Origin of the sequence: Alteromonas sp. 76-1 (genome assembly GCF_900654235.1) — a bacterium.
Taxonomy (GTDB): domain Bacteria; phylum Pseudomonadota; class Gammaproteobacteria; order Enterobacterales; family Alteromonadaceae; genus Alteromonas; species Alteromonas naphthalenivorans.
Genome location: NZ_LR136958.1, coordinates 522,018 through 538,130 on the forward strand (window position 1 = coordinate 522,018; position 16,113 = coordinate 538,130).

The 16,113-nt window shown below is 44.7% G+C and carries 13 protein-coding genes; 4 read left to right on the forward strand and 9 right to left on the reverse strand.

What is annotated here, in order from left to right:
- Window positions 1–699: 699 nt before the first annotated feature.
- Window positions 700–1,557 carry a glutathione-dependent disulfide-bond oxidoreductase gene (yghU, locus tag ALT761_RS02135; protein WP_129736024.1) on the forward strand — a complete coding sequence of 286 codons (858 nt, stop codon included), beginning with the start codon at window positions 700–702 and terminating at the stop codon, window positions 1,555–1,557.
- 97 nt (window positions 1,558–1,654) lie between these two features.
- On the opposite strand, the gene ALT761_RS02140 is transcribed toward yghU, so the two are convergent.
- Window positions 1,655–2,245 carry a TetR/AcrR family transcriptional regulator gene (locus ALT761_RS02140; protein ID WP_129736026.1) on the reverse strand — a complete coding sequence of 197 codons (591 nt, stop codon included), beginning with the start codon at window positions 2,243–2,245 and terminating at the stop codon, window positions 1,655–1,657.
- 153 nt (window positions 2,246–2,398) lie between these two features.
- Here ALT761_RS02140 and ALT761_RS02145 point away from each other — a divergent pair, with 153 nt between their 5' ends.
- Together ALT761_RS02145 and ALT761_RS02150 are read left to right on the forward strand one after the other, a co-directional pair.
- Entirely contained in the window at window positions 2,399–3,820 is a 1,422-nt protein-coding gene (locus ALT761_RS02145; protein WP_129736028.1) for an NAD(P)/FAD-dependent oxidoreductase, read from the forward strand.
- 18 nt (window positions 3,821–3,838) lie between these two features.
- Window positions 3,839–4,954, forward strand: coding sequence for a DUF2855 family protein (locus tag ALT761_RS02150; RefSeq protein WP_129736031.1), 1,116 nt, complete (start codon window positions 3,839–3,841; stop codon window positions 4,952–4,954).
- A gap of 113 nt (window positions 4,955–5,067) precedes the next feature.
- Here the strand turns inward: ALT761_RS02150 and ALT761_RS02155 are convergent, their stop codons facing one another.
- The 8 genes from ALT761_RS02155 to argC form a co-directional block, all read right to left on the reverse strand.
- Window positions 5,068–5,958, reverse strand: a complete 891-nt coding sequence (locus tag ALT761_RS02155; RefSeq protein ID WP_129736034.1) for an alpha/beta hydrolase family protein — start codon at window positions 5,956–5,958, stop codon at window positions 5,068–5,070.
- Window positions 5,959–6,049: 91 nt separating this feature from the next.
- The gene (locus ALT761_RS02160; RefSeq protein WP_129736036.1) at window positions 6,050–8,305 is read right to left on the reverse strand and encodes a sensor domain-containing phosphodiesterase; all 2,256 of its coding nucleotides are present in this window, start codon (window positions 8,303–8,305) and stop codon (window positions 6,050–6,052) included.
- A gap of 148 nt (window positions 8,306–8,453) precedes the next feature.
- Window positions 8,454–9,764 carry an amino-acid N-acetyltransferase gene (argA, locus tag ALT761_RS02165; RefSeq protein WP_129736039.1) on the reverse strand — a complete coding sequence of 437 codons (1,311 nt, stop codon included), beginning with the start codon at window positions 9,762–9,764 and terminating at the stop codon, window positions 8,454–8,456.
- A 4-nt stretch (window positions 9,765–9,768) separates the two neighbouring features.
- Window positions 9,769–11,151 (reverse strand): argininosuccinate lyase, encoded by a 1,383-nt coding sequence (gene argH, locus ALT761_RS02170; protein WP_129736041.1) that lies wholly within the window; start codon window positions 11,149–11,151, stop codon window positions 9,769–9,771.
- 10 nt (window positions 11,152–11,161) lie between these two features.
- A complete protein-coding gene (locus ALT761_RS02175) occupies window positions 11,162–12,367 on the reverse strand; it encodes an argininosuccinate synthase (protein WP_013785647.1) in 1,206 nt (401 codons plus the stop codon).
- Between the two features lie 14 nt (window positions 12,368–12,381).
- Window positions 12,382–13,293 carry an ornithine carbamoyltransferase gene (locus ALT761_RS02180; RefSeq protein ID WP_013785646.1) on the reverse strand — a complete coding sequence of 304 codons (912 nt, stop codon included), beginning with the start codon at window positions 13,291–13,293 and terminating at the stop codon, window positions 12,382–12,384.
- Complete coding sequence (argB, locus tag ALT761_RS02185) at window positions 13,290–14,096, reverse strand: acetylglutamate kinase (RefSeq protein ID WP_129736044.1); 807 nt, start codon at window positions 14,094–14,096, stop codon at window positions 13,290–13,292. Before argB ends, ALT761_RS02180 begins: the two co-directional genes overlap by 4 nt.
- Entirely contained in the window at window positions 14,096–15,109 is a 1,014-nt protein-coding gene (argC, locus tag ALT761_RS02190; protein WP_129736047.1) for an N-acetyl-gamma-glutamyl-phosphate reductase, read from the reverse strand. The genes argB and argC overlap by 1 nt, the downstream gene beginning before the upstream one ends.
- 527 nt (window positions 15,110–15,636) lie before the next feature.
- Between argC and ALT761_RS02195 the strand changes: the two genes are divergently transcribed.
- Window positions 15,637–16,047 carry a methylglyoxal synthase gene (locus ALT761_RS02195; protein WP_013785643.1) on the forward strand — a complete coding sequence of 137 codons (411 nt, stop codon included), beginning with the start codon at window positions 15,637–15,639 and terminating at the stop codon, window positions 16,045–16,047.
- Window positions 16,048–16,113: the final 66 nt, after the last annotated feature.

Here is a 16,113-nt window from a genome sequence, read left to right on the forward strand (position 1 = left end):
GCATTCTTTTATTCACTCCATGCTTTAGCCCCACATTCCCTCTATTTTCTTAGTCAGTAAAAAAGTGTTGCGAGAGTGCAACATTTTCTCAGCGTCTCTTATTCCACCTGCTCCATGATTTTGGGTAAGGTGTTGATATTTATATATTTGTTGTGGTGGCACAAATGCTGCTTAATCAAGGTTAAGAGTGAAGCAATGGCAACATCGGTATTGCGCCTCAAAGCAATACCCACAGGGAGGAAGCGTATGTTTGCAATAGTAAGGAACTTTACCAAAACCATTTTTGCTAATGAGCTTGTGTCAAACGAGCTCATGACGAACGATTTCAATACGTGCATGTTGCTTGATGCACTGTCCTCCTTGGAACAAGACTAGGTTTTTTCAAACGGCTACTAGTACTTGCTAGGAATAGTACTTATTTAGAGAAATTCGGTTATTGGTGATGCTAGTTATAGCGAATACGCTATTTAACAGCACGCACCGAATAACCACACAGTTTGCGGGCAATGGATTGCGCGCCTTTTATTAACGCAGGGGCAGTTTAAAATACGCTTTAAAACGATTTTACTCTGCCTTCTTTGCGAATTATCCCAGCGAGAAGCGCTTGGTCGTATATCATTTAGCCTATCCCTTGTAATTCCCTATTCAGCACACACATCAAATTTATAATCATGCTAATGCAATAGAAAAGGATCTGATATGTCTGACAGTAATACCTATACGCCGCCCAAAGTATGGAGCCAAAATGAAGATGACGGTAACAAGTGGGCTAGCATCAATCGACCAGTGTCGGGAGCCACTCATGAGCAAGAGCGCTCTATAGGCCAGCATCCACTTCAACTGTATTCTTTGGCAACGCCTAATGGACAAAAAGTCACCATCATGTTGGAAGAGCTCTTGGCTGCAGGTATTGCTGACGCTGATTACGATGCGTGGTTGGTGAATATCGGCGAAGGTGATCAATTTTCGTCTGGCTTCGTTGATGTAAACCCAAATTCAAAAATTCCTGCCATGGTAGATACATCGACTACACCTGAAACAAAGTTATTTGAATCGGGGTCAATACTTCATTACCTAGCGGATAAGTTTAATGTGTTTATTCCTAACGATCCTGCTGCAAAAGTAGAATGTTTCAATTGGTTATTTTGGCAAGTAGGTTCAGCGCCTTATTTGGGCGGCGGGTTTGGGCACTTTTACAGTTATGCGCCGTACCCAATGGAATATCCTATTAACCGTTTTACCATGGAAGTGAAGCGAGAGCTGGACGTGCTAGACAAACATCTCGCCAAAAATACCTATTTTGCCGGTGAGGAATACAGTATTGCTGATATGGCTATTTGGCCATGGTACGGCAATCTGGTACTCGGTAATCTTTATGACGCAGCCACTTTCTTGCAAGTTAATGACTATAAGCATGTTTTACGCTGGGCTACTGAGGTTGGAGCCCGCCCTGCAGTTCAGCGCGGTGTGATTGTTAATCGTACGTGGGGCGATGCGCAGCTTAAAGATAGGCACAGCGCGAAAGATATTGATGATGCGCTAAACGAAGCGAAATAAGCCTCGATCACGGCATAAGTTAGCAACATATAAACCGCCGCCTATTTCGTACCTACGCGTGATAGGCCGGTTAATGTGTTGCTGCTTTGTGCTCTTTTTATGAATGACTGTTGTGCGCAGCAACCAACGCGTAAACATGCAAGCGAATAGCATTTAACGCCCGTGCTTTCCAGTCTACCCAGTTTATTCTATTGCTAATTTCATGTTGGTTTAAACTGATATAACCATGACACAGCGCCCAAATTTGCATGGCTATATCTTGACGCTCTTCTACAGCAATCTCTTTTTTAATTATCGCCGATACCACTTTAGTTAAGGTAATAAACGCCTTTTCTCCAGCAGCAAGTGCGTCTTCACTCGGGGTGTAGTCTTTTAGGTTAGAGCCAAAGATCAAATTGTAATGCGCTGCATGTGCCTCAGAGAATTGAAGTACGTGTTCACAGGCATTAAGTAACCTATCTGACGGGGTATTGCCCTCAGACTGCTTCATCATCTCATCGACAAGCGTAAAGCCTTCAATATACAGGGCATCAAGAATACCTTGTTTCCCTTTGAAATGGCTATAAATGCCAATTGTAGACACGCCTGCACCTTCAGCTATAGCGCGAACGCTAAGAGCGTGAGTTCCGCCCTTTAAAAACAAGGTTGAAGCAGCTTCTAAAATCTTCTGACGAGTATCTTTTTTCATTTACATTGAATTTACATGTTGCGCAATATAACGGCGTTATATATATTAAATATAACACTGTTATATTTAATCGGTTCCATTAGATTGTCGATTAGCGTGACTACATTTATTAAACCCGCGTGCAGGCAGGTTTATACGTAAAGGACATAGTATATGAAAGCAGAACAATTAACTTGCGATTATTTGATTGTGGGAAGTGGGGCGGTAGGCATGGCGTTTGCTGATGTACTACTCAGTGAAACCGATGCCAGCATTATCATTGTCGATAAATATGCCAAGCCCGGCGGCCATTGGAACTTAGCTTACCCTTTTGTCACCCTGCATCAGCCTTCTGCTTTCTATGGTGTTTGTTCACGAGAGCTAAATCGCGGAGTGATTGATAAAACAGGAATGAATGAGGGCTTGATGGGCTTGGCTTCTGGCGCCGAGGTGAGTGCTTACTTCGATTCAGTCATGCAAGAAACCTTTTTGCCTTCAGGGCGCGTTCAATACTTTCCCCTCAGCCAATACGAAGGCGAGGGCAAATTTACCAATATTACTGGCGGTAAAACTTACGACGTTACTATCAACAAAAAAATCGTGGATGCGACCTACTTAAAAACCAGTATTCCTATTACCCACAAGCCCAGTTTTACCCTTGATGATGAGGTTGATTTTACGCCAGTAAATACCTTAACCCAACGAGTACGAGGCCGTAAAAACTATGTGGTCATAGGCGGCGGTAAAACGGGGATCGACACGTGTTTATGGTTGCTTAGCAATTTTGTAAACCCTGAAAACATTCATTGGGTAGTATCTCGTGACGCCTGGCTGCTAAATAGAAAAAACACTCAGCCACTCAGTGATTTTTTCTTCGATACCATTGGCGCACAAGCTAACCAAATGGAAGCCATTGCACAGTCGACCTCTATCGATGACATGTTCGATAAATTAGAGGAAGCAGGTGTCATGCTGCGCATAGATAAAGACGTTAGGCCTGCTATGTTCCATGGTGCAACGGTAAGTGAAGCCGAACTGGCAGCGCTGCAAACCTTACCCAATGTAATTCGCCATGGCAGAGTAACGCATGTGGGAAAAGAGGCGCTTACATTTCAGGATGCTCAGTGGGCAATGCCAGAAGATGCATTGGTGGTGGACTGTTCGGCGTCAGCACTCACCAATTTGGAGATAAAGCCTGTTTTTGAAGGCAATATTATTACGCCGCAAACCGTGCGAGCTTACCAACCGGTGTTCAGTGCAGCGTTAATTGCCCACGTTGAGGCGGCCTACGAAGATGAAGCTACAAAGCAGAAACTGACGCAAGTTGTCCCGTTGCCTAATCGTGATATTGATTGGGTGCCTATGACAGCAGCAATGCTGCGAAATATGCATATTTGGGGAGAGGCGCCTGAGCTTCGTGCATGGATCCACAATTGCAGGCTCGATGGTTTTTCTAAAATTGTTCATGGTGTGGCCAAAGATGATATGGCCAAACTACAAGTGCTAGGGCGTTTAAAAGCTGCGTCGCAACCTGCTATGGGGAAACTCATGGAATACATGCATGGATTAAAAGCAAGTGGAAAATTAGCGTTTTAGCTAATAAGGGAGAAGGCTGTGAAACAGTTTCAAGTTAATAAAAAAGAGTTAAGTAAATACCGTGTAGTGCAGAATGAAGAATTACCCCTGGCCCAAGCAGGGGTGACCTTTGAGGTCGAGCGCTTTGCGTTTACCGCTAACAATCTCACCTACTTTATGATGGGTGATAAGCTTGGCTATTGGCAGTTTTTCCCACCAATCAATAGTCATTCAACTAAAAACAATAACGAAGAAAATTGGGGCGTTGTTCCGGTATGGGGAATAGGGAAGGTAGCAGCATCTAGCGTAGAAGGTGTGGACGTAGGCAGTCGCTATTTTGGGTATTTCCCGCCCGCAACACACCTTCATATGGACTCTGTCACCTTTGCTCAAAACAACGTGATTGATACCAGCGCGCATAGAAGGCCATTACCACAGGGATATAACTTGTATCGCCCGTTAGAGTGTAGTGGAGATCAAACACAGTCACACCGTGAAAACCTGCAAATGTTACTTTGGCCTTTATATATTACGTCTTACTGTCTGTGGGATGTAATTGACCAGTGCAATATGCCTAAACCAAAACAAGTGATTGTCTTAAGCGCATCAAGCAAAACCAGTTTAGGGTTGGCTTATGCCCTTAAAAAAGATGGCTATCATGTAGTAGGTGTGACTTCAGGTAAAAGCCAAAAGTTTGTTGAAGGACTAGATGTTTACCATCAAGTGGTTTGTTACGAGAACCTAGATGACATCGCCAGCAAAGCCAGCATTGTAGTAGATATGTCAGGCAACAATAAGATAAAGCTGCGGCTTAAGAATAGGCTTGGCGATGATCTAATGCGCTATGTGCAAGTGGGATTAACCCATTGGCAAGATGCTAAAGCCGATGAGGCCTCATCAAACACTTTGGAGACCTTTGATAAGGAAGATGAGTTTTTCTTCGCCCCTGCACATATTCAAAAGCGAATTTCAGCACTCGGTGCAGACGTATTTCATGTAAACAGCGGTAGCTTTGTTAAAGAAGCAATGATGTGGACGGCGTCGTGGTTAACGGTCAAAAACCAACGTAATATTGACAGCCTAGCGAGCGATTTTGAGTCGATTTGCAATGGGCTTGTGCCTGCCAGCGAGGGGCTAGTTTATAGCCCCCAATAGTTCTATTTTTGTGAGATCGAGCCTAGTCCCTTGGTAATCACACCAGCCCAGATAGTTGCGACTAGATAAGCTTAATCCCAGTCTCTGTGGAAATTATACTGCAGAGACTGGGTTCACATTACAAGGGATTGAGTCTCGGGCGCGGACAATACACTATGTGATGATAGAAAATCACTAACCTCAGGCCACAATGCCTGACATTTTCTTGAGAAAAACTTCATGTGGCCTATCTCTGCCAGGTTATAGTCATCGGGGTTGAGCAGACGAATATCCGCTTCGAGCTCTGGAAAAACACTAATCATGTCTTTCACATTCGACAAGTTTGCTATGTCATCATCAGTGGCCAATATCCATTTAGATGGCAGGCGTATATCATCATACCAATGCCTGAGTACTTCTTTACCAAAGGCTTCCTTCACATACCCTTGACCATTACACCACTTTTGCCACTGCCTGCTAACGCCTTTAGGCAAGGGCTCACCCATGCCGACTAAGTGAGATTTAGTGTGCCCGAAAAGTAAGTTGTTCAAGGGGATATAAAAATTCATGAAAAAGTGCGCTTTTAGCAAATACCCCGCCCGCATATTACGTAAACTGCCCGAAGAGCTACCGAAGTTACAAAATGCAGTAAGGTCGTTTACGTTTGGCATTAGCCCTAAAAGTTGCCCACCTGCGCTATGGCCAACTAAGAAATATTGGGTCTTAGGGAAGTGCATTTTTAGGGTTTCTAAAACGGCGGGCATATCTTGTTGCCCCCAGGTGACTAGCGACGCTTTACTGTGTTTAATCTTCCCTTTTAACGATTCAGCAATACCTCGATTATCAAATGTAATCACACCAAAACCCTGCTCACAAAGATAGTTAGCAAACGCTGCGTAAAACTGACGCTTAATTCCCGTGGCGGGCGCTATCATTACTGCGCCTTTAATGGCGCGTTCAGGTGTGTAGAGGGTTGCGGTTAAGTGAGTACTGTCTTCACAGGTAACGCTGATATCTTTAATCATCTATCGTTCTCGCTCTTCTGGTCTTACCAGTAAAGCGAGGAGTGCGTGAAAATGCAAGAGAATAGGTATTTAAATTTGTTATAGACCGTTATTAAACGGCAGGTTTTCCAACAGTAATAGCCTTGTCCATTCCCTGCCATGCTTCAATTGGGGCTGGTTTGCCGTACAAATATCCTTGGAAAAGAGTGAAGCCCATATCGACAAGTAGGTTTAGCTGAGCTTGAGTTTCTACTCCTTCAGCAATGGTTTGCATATCTAGGCTTTTTGCCAACTCTATTGTCATTTGAACAATCTTACGGTGACGTTCTGAGCTATCTATCCGGTCTATGAATTCTCTATCTACTTTCAACACCGATGCAGACATATCGATAAGTTGCGACAGTGATGCATGGCCAGTTCCAAAATCATCAATAATAATAGTCGCGCCCACGTTGGCCAATGAAGTTAGCCTGCGTTTTGTTTCTTGGTGGCTCGCCAATACCGACGTTTCTGTCAATTCCAGCTTCAGGCGATCTCGTAAAAATGCGCTTTCTGAATAGCGGCGCAGTAATTTTTCGTAGAACAAATCACTGAGGAGTTCAGGGCCTGACAAATTTATAGCCACAGGAACTGGCGGAATACTGCTTGGCCAGTTTTCAATAAGCTCAATAGTGTTATCAAGCACTTTTTGGGTAAAGAGAATGTGCCAGTTGTTCTTTTCAATAACAGGAAGAAATTGATATGGGTGAAGTATCTTATTTTCTTCATCATCTTTGAGCCTAGCAAGCACTTCAAAACCTACAATTGTGTTATCAATTGAAACCTGAGGTTGTAGCCATAACGCTAAACAGCGGTTGTCGAGTAACCGCTTTACCTTGTCTCTGTGTTGCGTGTCTTTACGAATAAGCTTTACTACGTTGCTATCGAACTGACTGAAATCTTTGTCGCGACTGGCTTGGCTTAAGGCAATAGCACAAGACTCAGTAACCTGAGAGGGAGACTGGGGGGTGCTCACATGTACAAAACCGCCCAGCCAGTTTAATGGTTGAGACAGCTTGACGAGATTGTCATCAATCTGAATGGTGCCAGGAAGCATTTCTCGTAGCCAAGCATTAAAGTCTTCTGACTTGTGTGAGTCGTGTTGACATGAAACCAGAAATCTAGCGCCAGGTAATCGATATACGTTCACCGATGCGGGCAGCACACTTTGTATCTGCGCTGCACATCGGGCCATGGCTTTATCACCTTGGGTGTAACCATACTGCAAATTAATGTCACGTAAGTTTGCAAGTTTTAGCATGACCGCTTGCGTGTTTGCCGGTACAGGTTGATTGACACTGCTGTTCCAATAATGATGGTTTCGCAAACCGGTGAGCTCATCGTAATAATGCTTTTCAAAATGCTGGCGTCTAAATGCGTCGAACTTGCGGTCATGTTCCGTTGCTTCAGATACGTCGAAGCAATGAATTAATTGCTTTTTGTGATGCTGAAGGCTAGCTGATTGAAGCTCAAAGGTGGCCTGTGGATTGCCCGATATATGTGTTTTTTGCCGATGGCCTGCACTTAGTGGCTCATTTAGTTCAAAAAGTTGATGAATATAATGGCAGGGTTCTGGTAATTGATTAATCAGTTTTCGAGCGCTTTTATTCGCTTGTAATATCTTCCCTTGTTGATCACAAAAGAGGGAAGGGGTGCCGCCGTTGTTAAAAATTTCTTGATAGCGACTTACCAGTTTTGCCATCTTTTTCGTTTGCTTCAAGTTTAACGATGACTGACTTTCCAATGATGTCATCACGCGAATCACGGCCATGGGAAGGCAAAAATTAAAAAACATGAATATTAGCGAACTTAAATAGGTGTGCGTGTCGGGTAACGTGATGTCGATGCCGAAAATTGGAGCAATTGGCTGGTTGTTTATTAGAACCGCAAAAGGAATGAGGTTTAAAAACATGCCGATTATGGCAGCTTTATTGCCATAAAATAGCCGTAAAATAATGGGAAGCGTGAAGAAAAATAGTAAGCCGTAACGAGCAGAGGCAATATCTATCGTGAAGAAAAGTATGCACAGCCCCGCTAATACAATAGTGAGGGTAAGGCTGGCTGACGCGAGTTTTATCTGACCTTTACGAAGCCCCAGTGTGGCATAAAGTAACGCTGAAAAGCCGATGGTAAGATACAAAACGTAATACATGCCCTTTTGATAGGCCGCATAAGAAGAGTGCAATACGATGGCTGAGGTTAGGGTAACACCGATAAGGAGGATGATTCGCAGCACGCTAAGCTTCCATGTATCAGCGTCTGGGGCGCGAACATGCTCTGCATCAAGAAGAAGATAACGTTTGAGTAAAGTACTGCAACGATTAAACACTACATATAACCGAGTAATTATTCTGTCATCAACGTTATCTCAGCCTAGGCTGTTTGTCGAGAGTATTGTTGTAAATTATTGATAGTTATTAACAATTTACTGTTTTTTAACAAGCGGCGCGCTAAAGTGATAGCGCGCTATAACACTACTAAATGTTTAGGGTGAACACTTTAGAGTTTCGCTGAAAGTTATAAAGTTCTTTTTTCACTTCAGGCAGAGCACTAATATCTGCGTGTTCAAAACCTTGCTCTAAGAACCAGTGTGCAGTCACTGTGGTAAGTACGAATACACGATTGATATCCGCTTCGCGGGCGCGTATTTTAACTTCATCTAAAATTCGCTCACCACGATTTTTACCACGATAATCAGGGTGGGTAGCCACACAGGCTAACTCAGCGCAGCCATCTTCGGGGTAGAGGTAAAGGGCCGCGCACGCGATGATCATGCCATCGCGAACAATCACAATAAACTGATTGATTTCACTTTCCAGCCGTTCACGTGAGCGTTTTACCAACACACCGCTTTCTTCTAGCGGTTTAATGAGCTTTAAAATGCCGCCCACATCGTCAATAGTCGCGGCACGAAGTTGTTCGTAGTGATGCTCCATTACCAGCGAGCCTGTACCATCGCGGGTGAATAGCTCTTGCAGCAACGCGCCGTCTTTCTCGTAACTAATGCAGTGCGCACGAGGTATACCAGCTGCTACGCTGGTGGTTAACGCCTTTAACACCGTATCTTCGGTAGTAATATTGCCGCTCAAAATAAGCTGCTCTAACTGAGGGCGTTCAATAGTGCGAAGTAACTTTTCTTCACTATTGTATATACCGTCTAAGTTAGAAAAAACAATAAGCTTGTCAGCTTTAAGGGCAATGGCCGCTTGGGTTGCTACATCTTCATGGGAAAGATTAAATACTTCCCCTGTAGCGGAATACCCCATAGGGGAGAGCAGCACAATAGAGCCATCGTTCAGGTGGTCATTTATACCGGTGGTATCAATACGACGAACCATGCCGGTATTCTCAAAATCAATACCGTTTCTTACACCCATAGGCTTAGCAACGACCAAGTTACCTGAGCACACGCGAATTTGTGCGCCATGCATCGGTGAATTAGGTAGTCCCATGGTAAGTAGGGCTTCTACCTGTGAGCGCACAGAGCCTGCGGCATCTTTAACGCACTCTAGGGTTTGCTTATCGGTAATACGCACGCCATGTTCAAATCGACCTTCAATATTGCGAAGCGCAACACGTTGATCAATCTGCGGGCGTGCACCATGGACCACTACCACGCGAACACCCAAGGTATTCAGCAGGGCAATGTCATGAATAATATTGGGGAAGTTAGGATGTTCAATGGCTTCGCCACCGAACATCAAAACAAAGGTTTTCCCTTGATGAGCATTGATATACGGCAGTGAACTTCTGAAAAGTTTAACGCCGTCATGATGGGCAAGCACCATGTGATTACCCTTGCTTATCTAGGTTTTCTAGCTCTTGATACAGTGCTTTAGTCACTGTTTCTTTGCTAGTGCCACCTAATATATTGCGCTGATTTACGCCGTACTCTAATTGCAATACGGTATAAACATCATCTTCAATTTTATCGCATACCGCTTGTAGGCTAGCTAAAGGTAAGTCTTCAATCGCGCAACCTGCTTCAATGGCTTCTAGTACCACTTTACCGGCAATATCATGACCCGTTCTAAACGGAATACCCTTGCCTACTAAGTAGTCGGCAAGCTCAGTCGCGTTAGCGAAGCCTTGTGTGGCAGCTTCACGGCAGCGGTCTTCATTAAGTTGTAATGAATCGAGCACCTCGGTAGCAATACACAAACAAATGTGCCATTGGTTTACCGTGTCGATAGCGCCTTCTTTGTCTTCTTGCATATCTTTATTGTACGCAAGAGGTAAGCCCTTCATAGTCACAAGCAAGGCTTGTAGTGAACCGAATACACGGCCACATTTGCCGCGCATAAGCTCTAATGCGTCAGGGTTTTTCTTCTGAGGCATTAGTGAAGAACCAGAGGTTACGCTATCGCCAAGTTGCAAGAAGCCCGCTTCACCAGAGTTATAGAAAATCATGTCTTCAGCCACGCGAGACAAGTGCATCATGCTGGTGCTCGCGACAAACAATAGCTCTAGTACGAAATCTCTATCTGAAACAGCATCAAGGCTGTTTAAGCATGGTGAGTCAAAGCCTAACTCAGCTGCAATCGCGTGGCGATCCACAGGATAAGTCGTACCCGCTAATGCACCAGAGCCTAATGGGCACTGGTTCATACGTACTTTTAAATCGTCTAAGCGGCTTAAATCGCGCTTGAACATTTCAACATACGCTAAGCACCAGTGGGCGAAGTGTATAGGCTGAGCACGTTGCAAGTGCGTGTAACCAGGAATGATGGCTTCCTGGTGACGACTTGCGGCATTAAGGAGTGAGCGAATAACGGCCACTACATCGCTACGAAGTGACGCAATATGTTCACGTACCCACAAGCGAAAATCTGTAGCTACCTGATCGTTACGGCTTCGGCCCGTATGTAATTTACGACCAATGTCACCAAGTTGCTCAATAAGTGCAGACTCAACAAAGCTATGAATGTCTTCTTCGCTAGAAGCGTTGAAGTCTAGTTCACCCGCGTCAGCTTTCGCTTTTAAATCGCTCAGTGCACCTTCAAGTTGTGCTTGTTCGTCTGTTGTTAGTACGCCTGCTTTTTGCAGCGCACGAGACCAACTAATAGAGCCTTGAATATCTTGGCTTGCCATCACTTGGTCAAACGGCAACGAATCGTTAACCTGCTTGAACATGCTACTAGCGCCTGATTCGAATCGACCACCCCACAATGCCATGTGTTACTCCTTAACCTTGATTTTTCAATGCAGCAATACGACTTGAAAGACTGAATAGGCGAATAAAGCCCTCAGCGTGTTTTTGGTCGTAAACATCATCTGCACCAAAGGTAGCAAAATCTTCAGAGTAAAGGCTGTTCGGTGAACGGCGTTGAGTAACGGTTGCCTGACCTTTATAAAGCTTCACTACAATGTCGCCAGTCACTTTCTTAGCGAAAGATTCTGCGCCCGCTAGTAAGGCATCATTTAAGGCAGTGAACCAACGGCCGTCGTACATTACGTGCGAGAACTCAAGGCCAATTTGCTCACGGTATTTGAGCGCGGCTTTATCAAGTACCATCGTTTCAAGGGCTTTGTATGCTTTAAGCATTACCGTGCCCCCTGGTGTTTCATAACAACCACGAGACTTCATGCCAACCAAACGGTTTTCAACAATGTCGATACGGCCAACGCCATGTGCAGCTGCCACTGTGTTTAGCTTAACCAACGCTTGGTAAGGCGATAAAGCTTCACCGTCAACGTGAGTAAGTTCACCTTCGTTGAAAGAAAGCGTGACGCGTTCTGGCGCATCTGGTGCATCTTCTGGGTCAACCGTCATCGTCCAGATTTGCTTAGTAGGCTCTTGCCATGGATCTTCTAATTCCCCACCTTCGTGAGAAATATGCCATGCGTTTGCATCGCGGCTGTAAATTTTGGTAGCAGACGCTGTGGTTTCGATATTACGTTCAGCTAAGTAAGCTAATAGGTCTTCACGAGATACCATGTCCCACTCACGCCATGGCGCAATTACCGTAAGCTGTGGTGCAAGGGCTGCAAACGTACTTTCAAAACGTACTTGGTCGTTACCTTTACCAGTACAACCGTGGCAAAGTGCATCTGCACCTACTTTAAGGGCAATTTCTACCTGAGCTTTTGCAATAACAGGGCGCGCCATAGACGTACCTAGTAGATATTCACCTTCATATACCGCACCGGTTTTAATCGTTGGGTAGATGTATTCGCGTACAAACTCTTCTTTTAGGTCAACGATGTGACATTCGCTAGCACCAGAAGCAATCGCTTTCTCGTGTAAGCCTTCAAGCTCTTCGTCGCCTTGGCCGACATCGGCCGCAAAGGCAACGACTTCGCAGTTATAGTTTTCTTTAAGCCATGGAATGATGGCTGAAGTGTCAAGACCGCCTGAATAGGCGAGTACGATTTTCTTTACGTTTTGCATCTAAAAGAGTCCTCTTAGGCACTTAATAATTGAGTGAGAATGGCGTTTTGGCCATGCATTCTATTTTCGGCTTGTTGCATCAATAACGACTTGTCGCTATCAATCAACGAGCCTGTAATTTCTAGGTCGCGGTGTGCCGGTTGGCAGTGCATTACATAGCTTGCACCGGTAGATTCCATCAACGCTTCATTCACTTGGTAAGGCATAAACTTCGCTTTGATATCAGCCAGCGGTGTTTCGTCACCCATCGACAACCAGGTATCAGCGTAAATAACATCAGAACCGTCGGCTGCGCTAACATCATAGCTTTCAACAATAGTCGCGCCAGTTTGCTCGGCAAGCTTTTTAGCATGCGCGACAATCTCGGCATCACATTCGTGACCTTCAGGGGTAACCACTACTTGATTGCATCCTAATAATGCACCAGCAATTAACAAAGAGTGAGTCACATTATTGCCATCACCAATGTAGGCCATGGTAATGCCTTGGGTCTTACCGAAACGTTCAAATACGGTAAGGTAATCGGCCAATGCTTGGCATGGGTGATACTTATCGCACAGTGCGTTGACTACAGGTACTTTAGAGGCAGCAGAAAACTGCTCTAGTGTGCTGTGAGAAAATACACGGGCAACAATAGCATCAGCCCAGCATGCTAGATTAGCTGCCATATCAACCGCGTCTTCACGGCCAGCAAGCTTGCCACCTTGGCTATCTAGATAAACCATGTGACCGCCTAAGCGGTTAATACCAATATCGAAGCTGACACGGGTACGCAAAGAAGGCTTTTCGAACAAGGCGACTACCGATTTTCCGGCTAATACATTGCTGTAGCTTGAAGGTGATTGTTTAATTTCAACAGCCAAATTCAACAACTTATGCATTGCTTCGGGTGTCCAATTGGAAAAAGTCAGTAGGTCTTGTTTCATAATGCGTCTCCTAGTACGCCATGTTCCGGTGCTTGCGATGTAGGTAATATCTGCGTGCCCGTAATCTTATTTAAAATGTCAGTAATGTCAGCTGTCCAGCTAGCAATATAAACAGGGAGTCCAAGGGTATTGGCAGACTGCAACGCGGCATCTACCTTAACTTTCATACCATCAGTAATTACCCCAGCTTTTGCAAGCTCGGTAATTGAGTCTTGCTCAAGCACTTCAATAAGCTGCTTATCAGCATCAAGTACGCCATCAACGTTCGATAACAACAGCAATTCAGCGTCAAGCAGCTCGGCAACTACAGTAGCGGCTTGATCTGCGTTTATATTTAACAAACGCCCTTCAGGGCTGCTGCCAATTGAGCTTATTATCGGTAATGTGGCTTGCGCTAGCGCACTCTTAAGGAAAGAGGCATCGGCAGTTGAAGGAATACCTACAGCGCCATACTTCTGTGCCATCGGTTGGCACACTACCATATTGCCATCAAGTAAAGAAAGGCCGACGGGCGTTAATCCTGAGGCAATCGCCGCAGCACATAATTGTTTGTTTGCCGCGCCCGCTAATGCACCACAGATATAAGGCATATGTTCATCAGGCGTTACCCGAAGGCCATCAATTTTGGTGCTTGCTAAACCTAAACTTGCCATCAGGGTTTCAACCAAAGGGCCGCCACCGTGAACCACGGCAACAGGGCGCGATTCGCTAACTTGTTTAATGCTTAAAAATAGCTTTTGCATTGCGGGTGCGTCGTCTAGCAACGCGCCACCTACTTTAATTACTACAGGTGAGCTGTTCATTATTGCACGAGTCCTGTTTCAACCGGTTGGGCAGTCATAATATTAAGGCATTGAATTGCCTGCGATGCTGCCCCCTTCATGACGTTGTCGATAGCTGCGGTCACTACTGCATAACCTGATGCTTCATCAAGCTTCCAGTGTAAATCAACAAAAGGCGTATGCGCCACATCGTCAATTTTGGGGAAGCTAGTGCGTAACCTTACGATTGGCGCATTAGCATAAGCTTCGGTAAATGCAGCATCTAGTTGAGCGCTAGTTACTCCTTGATTAAGCTTAACGGTAACAGTGGCAAGTATGCCCCGTTTAAAGTTGCCTAAATGAGGTGTAAATATAACCGGTGTCGCTAAATAAGCTTCAATTTCTGGCGTATGGCGATGACCGAGCACACCATAAGCTTGCAAGCTCACTTCATAGAAGCTTGACGTTAGGCTGGCTTTTCGGCCGGCACCGGATACACCCGATACCGCATTGATCACAGGGCGAACCGCATCATCTAATAGGCCACTAGCAGCCAAAGGTTTTAGCGCTGACAAACTCGCAGTTGGGTAGCAGCCAGGTACTGCAATAATATCGGCTTGTGCAATATCGTCTTCGTACCATTCAGCCAGCCCGTATACCGCCTTTTTTAAACTTGTTGTGGCGGTATGAGGGAAACCATAAAACTGCTCAAAGACTTGGGTATCTTTAATTCTAAACGCACCAGATAAGTCGAGTATTTTTGCTTTGCCCGCAGACAAGGTTTCCATCCAATCGTGGCTAGCTTCATGTGGCGTAGCCAGTAATACGAAGTCCATCTCCGTCGCCAACTCTACTAATATGTCATTACTAATAGGCGTCAACGTGTAGTTGAGGTGTGCTAGGTTGCCATGAAGAGCCGCAATGTTTTTTCCCGCATCGGCACTGTTTTCTGAAACATAAGTACCCTCAAGCGACAAAGCAGGATGTTGATGAACTAATTGAACTAGCTGTGCGCCGGTGTAACCACTGGCACCAATAATCGATACGTTATACATAATGAGAAATTCAATAAATGGAGAAAAAAATCACTTTTTACCTTTGTAAACTGATTTGGCGAAATGTATTGCCTAACCGCTACCACATTACAAAGGTAAAAAGTGTGCTACCGAAAAAGCATAATCGCAGACATTCGTCGTCGCAAGCAATGCAATGTGCAGCTATCCAGGGGAGTGGTTAACTCATTGACGTTCCCAGTATTACTACCACGAACGAGAGTTGGTTGTGTCATCAGTGCTTCCTGTGTCTGTATCAACCCTAAAAATGGGATGGATGCCTTAACCGTCGACTAGTTTACTTATATGGAATATTTATGCAATAAAAATGTATAAATATTTTGAGTCTCGAGCGCCACAGATATACTAATAGACAGATGGGTAAGAGTTTTACCTATAGTAGCCACTGAGTTATGACATAATGTTGACAATTGAGTGTATAAAACTGAATATTTATACTAATTATCGCATAAATCGGCGATGATACGGATTAAGCATGGTTAAACAATCGACAGGTGGAATTTCTAAGTATGAGTAAACTTACCGTTGCGCTGGTGGCTCACGATCATAAAAAGCCCGAATTACTTGCATGGGTACATAATCACATCGAAATAATGAAGCAATGTGACCTAGTGGCAACTGGCACTACGGGCGGGCTCATCAGTGACGAAACTGGATTAGAAGTAAAACGGTTTAAAAGTGGACCACTTGGCGGCGACCAGCAAATTGGTGCATTAATCGCTGAAAACAGGCTTGATGCGCTGTTTTTCTTTTGGGACCCATTAAATGCAGCGCCTCACGACCCTGATGTTCGCGCACTATTGCGATTATGTTCAGTGTGGAATGTGCCAGTGGCATGTACGCCAGCCACCGCTGATTTAATGGTAACATCTCCGCTTTTCTTATCGTCTGAATACAAACCAATCAAGCCCAATTTTTAAGCGTGGCGGCGCTAACCGCCGCTTATAGCTATTCCATAAATAATACTTGTACATTACCTTGTCCCA